The following is a 4,010-nucleotide window of genomic DNA, read 5'->3' as shown; positions in this document are numbered from 1 at the left end:
CCGCATCCTCGGCCTGGAACTGGGCGCCGACGATTACCTGGCCAAACCCTGCGACCCGCGCGAGCTGACCGCCCGCCTGCGTGCCGTATTACGCCGCAGCCACCCGGCCGCTGTGTCCAGCCAGCTGGAACTCGGTGACCTGTGCTTCAGCCCGGTGCGCGGCGTGGTCAGCATCGACGAACAGGAATTCACTCTCACCGTCTCCGAAAGCCGCCTGCTCGAAGCCCTGCTGCGCCAACCCGGCGAGCCGCTGGACAAACAGGAACTGGCGCAAATCGCCCTCGGCCGCAAGCTGACGCTTTACGACCGCAGCCTGGACATGCACGTCAGCAACCTGCGCAAAAAGATCGGCCCGCACCCGGATGGCCGGCCACGGATCGTGGCGTTGCGCAGCCGCGGCTACTACTACAGCCTCTAAGCATCACATTTTCCCCACATTTGAATATCCGAACCCGAATAGTTTTGTCAGTTCACAACAAACCCCTCTTTACGCAAGCTTTACCGACACCTGACCGCCGCTGACCTTGATCTGAGTAATCTACTCACATCCGGACTCACCGGAATAGAGACAGGAGAATCACCATGCGCAAGACCCTTATCGCTTTGATGTTCGCCGCTGCCCTGCCGACCGTTGCCATGGCTGCTATGCCAGAAGGCCCAGGCCCGATGGGCGGCCCTGAAGGCCACATGATGGGTGGCCCGGGCCACGGCGGTGAACACGGTCCGCGTGGCAAAGGCGGCCCCTTCAGCCAACTGGACCTGAGCAAGGAACAGCGCGAGCAAATCGGCAAGCTGATGGGCGACCAATGGCACGCTCGCAAAGACCTGGTCAAAAAGTACCTGGACAAACTCCCGGCCGCTGACCAGAAAGCCATGCAGGATGAGATCGCTGCCGGCAAGCAGAAAACCCAGGCCGACATCCGTGCCGTGCTCAAGCCTGACCAGCAGAAGAAGTTCGACGAGATCGTCAAGAAGCAGGAACAGCGTCGCGCCGAATGGAAGGAATTCCAGGCCTGGAAAGCGCAACAGCCGCAAAAAGCGCAATAATGCTCTAGCGGTACTTCCCCAGCCCAGTGGCTCGCGCCGCTGGGCTTTTCCTGTTTGAGGGTTTCCTGTGCGTTCATTGTTCTGGCGCATCCTGGCCAGCTTCTGGCTGGCCATCGCCTTGGTTGCCGGGCTGTCGATCCTGCTGGGGCACATGCTTAATCAAGATGCGTGGATTCTCAGCCGGCATCCCGGCCTGAATAACCTGGCTGAAGAGTGGACCCAGCTCTACGAATCCCAGGGTGAGGAGGCCTCGCAGGAGCTGCTGCAACAGCGCAAGCGCCAGTACCACGTCGACGTGCAAGTGCTCAACGAGGCCGGCGAGCCGGTGGTGCGCGGGACGTTTTCGCGCCGAGCCGCTGCCTTGGAGGAACGCCAGAATGACCAGAAGGACAGCCACCTGCCCTGGCGTCGCCTGACCGCCGAATACACCAGCGAAAAAACCGGCAACTCCTACCTGCTGATCTACCGTATTCCCCACCCGGAGCTGGACGCCTGGCACCGCAACAGCCTGCTGTGGCCGCTGAGCGCGCTGGCGATCGCCCTGGTGGTGCTGACCCTGTTCAGCCTGTTGGTGACGTTGTCCATTACTCGCCCGCTCAGCCGTTTGCGCGGCGCGGTGCATGACCTCGGCCAGGCCACTTACCAGCAGAACAGCCTGGCGCAACTGGCTAACCGACGCGACGAATTCGGCGTGCTCGCCACCGACTTCAACCGCATGGGCGCGCGTCTGCAAAGCCTGATCGGCAGCCAGCGCCAATTGCTGCGTGATGTGTCCCACGAATTGCGCTCACCTCTGGCGCGCCTGCGCATCGCGCTGGCCCTGGCCGAACGCGCCAGCCCCGAAGAGCGCGAGAAGCTCTGGCCGCGCCTGACCCGCGAATGCGACCGCCTGGAAGCGCTGATCAGCGAAATCCTGGTGCTGGCCCGCGTCGATGCCGACAACGCCAGTGCTGAGGACGTCGACCTCAACGCGCTGCTAAAGACCCTGCAAAAAGACGCCCAGCTCGGCGCGCCGGACCAGACCGTGCAACTGCACGCTGGGGCCGACCTGCACCTCAAGGGCTGGCCGACCATGATCGAACGCGCGGTGGATAACCTGCTGCGCAATGCCCAGCGCTTCAACCCGCCGGGCCAGGCCATCGAGTTGCAGGCGCAGCGCCAGGGCGAGCGTATTCTGATCAGCGTGCGCGACCACGGCCCCGGCGTGGACGCCGAGCACCTCAGCCAATTGGGCGAGCCATTCTACCGCGCCCCCGGCCAGACCGCCCTGGGCCATGGCCTCGGCCTGGCGATTGCGCGGCGCGCGGCGGAGCGCCATGGCGGCAGCCTGACCCTGGCCAATCATCCCCAGGGCGGTTTTGTCGCCAGTATCGACCTGCCATTGGAGCCAGGGGTTGTCACACCGGCCTGAGGATCTTCTATAGTGGCCCTTCTCTTACGGAGGGCCTTTGATGACTGACCTGCTGACCCCCATCCAAGCCGCACTCGAGCTGCCACACACCGCGCTGGCCCTGACTGAAGCCGGCGCCCTGCCCTCGGCCTTCGCCGTCACCGACCTGGCCAGCGCCAGCATCGGTGCCGCCGGCCAGGCCGTGGCCGAGTTGATCCTGCAACAGACCGGGCGCCTGCCAGGCGTGACGGTTGACCGGCGCCTCGGCTCATTCTGGTTCTCATCCTCGATTCGCCCGGTGGGTTGGCAAACGCCGCCGCTGTGGGACCCGGTGGCCGGCGACTACACCGGTGCCGACGGCTGGATTCGCCTGCACACCAACGCCCCGCATCACCGTGCCGCCGCTGAGCGAGTGCTGGGCCAAGTCGCCGACCGCACCGACATGGCCAGCAAGGTCGCCGCGTGGAACGTCGCCGAGTTGGAACAGGCGGTTGTCGATGCCGGTGGCTGTGCGGCGCAAATGCGTTCGTGGCAAGCCTGGCAGCAGCACCCGCAAGGGTTGGCGGTGAATGCCGAAGACCTGGTGCAGCGCCAGACCTTCAACACCATTACCGACAAAGTCTGGCTCGGCTCGGTGGCGCGCCCCCTGGCCGGGCTCAAGGTGCTGGACCTCACACGTGTATTGGCCGGGCCGGTGGCCAGTCGTTTTCTGGCAGGGTTGGGCGCGGATGTACTGCGCATCGACTCGCCCACCTGGAATGAACCAGGGGTGGTCCCGGAAATGACCTTGGGCAAACGCTGCGCGCGCCTGGATCTGAAAACCCTCGACGGGCGGCAGCTGTTCGAGAGTTTGCTCAAGGACGCCGATATTCTGTTCCACGGCTATCGTGCGGATGCCCTCGAGCAACTCGGCTACAGCGCAGATGCCCTGCACCACATTGCCCCAGGCCTGATCGACGTGAGTCTGAATGCTTATGGCTGGAGTGGGCCGTGGCGTAATCGTCGGGGGTTCGACAGCCTGGTGCAGATGAGCAGCGGGATTGCCGACGCGGGGATGGCCTGGAAACACTCGGACAAACCGGTGCCGCTGCCGGTGCAGGCGCTGGATCATGGGACCGGGTATTTGATGGCGGCCAGTGCGATTCGCGCTTTAAGCGAACGGTTGAAGTCTGGACGAGGTGGATCTGCGCGGTTGTCTTTGGCGCGTACGGCAAAGTTGTTGGTGGAGGCGGGGCAGGTTCCCGAGCAACCTGCGTTGCGGGCTGAGGAACCGGGGGATCAGGGGGTGGTGGTTGAGCAGACGGCCTGGGGCCAGGCGCATCGTTTGTTGGCGCCGGTGACGGTTAGTGGCACGCCGTTGCAGTGGGATTTGCCGGCGGGGGAGTTGGGGTCGCATCGGGCTCAGTGGTGATTTTTTGGTTGCTGTTGGATTGGGGGATATCCGTTGCGGGACTGTCAGTTTTTTTGTGTGCGGGCCGGTAACGGCCTGCCCTGAGGCAGGCCGTGCTTTTACCAGGTTGGCCTGATAAATCGATCTCCGTACAGAATCGCAAATTGATTCATCGCACTTTTC

General features: G+C 63.8%; 4 protein-coding genes. All 4 read left to right on the top strand.

Features of this window, described 5'->3' with window-relative positions:
* On the top strand, positions 1–418 hold a 418-nt coding region (locus WBR57_RS11920), incomplete at its 5' end, for a winged helix-turn-helix domain-containing protein (protein WP_424083998.1).
* 164 nt (positions 419–582) lie between these two features.
* Positions 583–1,047: an LTXXQ domain protein gene (locus WBR57_RS11915; RefSeq protein WP_034109057.1), complete on the top strand. Its 465-nt coding sequence runs from the start codon at positions 583–585 to the stop codon at positions 1,045–1,047.
* A gap of 67 nt (positions 1,048–1,114) precedes the next feature.
* Positions 1,115–2,458: a sensor histidine kinase gene (locus WBR57_RS11910; RefSeq protein WP_424083997.1), complete on the top strand. Its 1,344-nt coding sequence runs from the start codon at positions 1,115–1,117 to the stop codon at positions 2,456–2,458.
* A gap of 40 nt (positions 2,459–2,498) precedes the next feature.
* Complete coding sequence (locus tag WBR57_RS11905) at positions 2,499–3,848, top strand: CoA transferase (RefSeq protein WP_424083996.1); 1,350 nt, start codon at positions 2,499–2,501, stop codon at positions 3,846–3,848.
* The last annotated feature ends 162 nt before the right edge of the window (positions 3,849–4,010 follow it).

The organism is Pseudomonas sp. (genome assembly GCF_049590575.1).
Classification (GTDB): Bacteria; Pseudomonadota; Gammaproteobacteria; order Pseudomonadales; family Pseudomonadaceae; genus Aquipseudomonas.
Note: the sequence above shows the minus strand (reverse complement) of the source record. Positions and strands in the feature narration are given on the sequence as shown.

Excerpts from the sequence above, each read along its gene's own strand:
- WBR57_RS11905 (WP_424083996.1), top strand. The coding sequence starts at position 2,499 with ATGACTGACCTGCTGACCCCCATCCAAGCCGCACTCGAGCTGCCACAC.
- WBR57_RS11915 (WP_034109057.1), top strand. The coding sequence starts at position 583 with ATGCGCAAGACCCTTATCGCTTTGATGTTCGCCGCTGCCCTGCCGACC.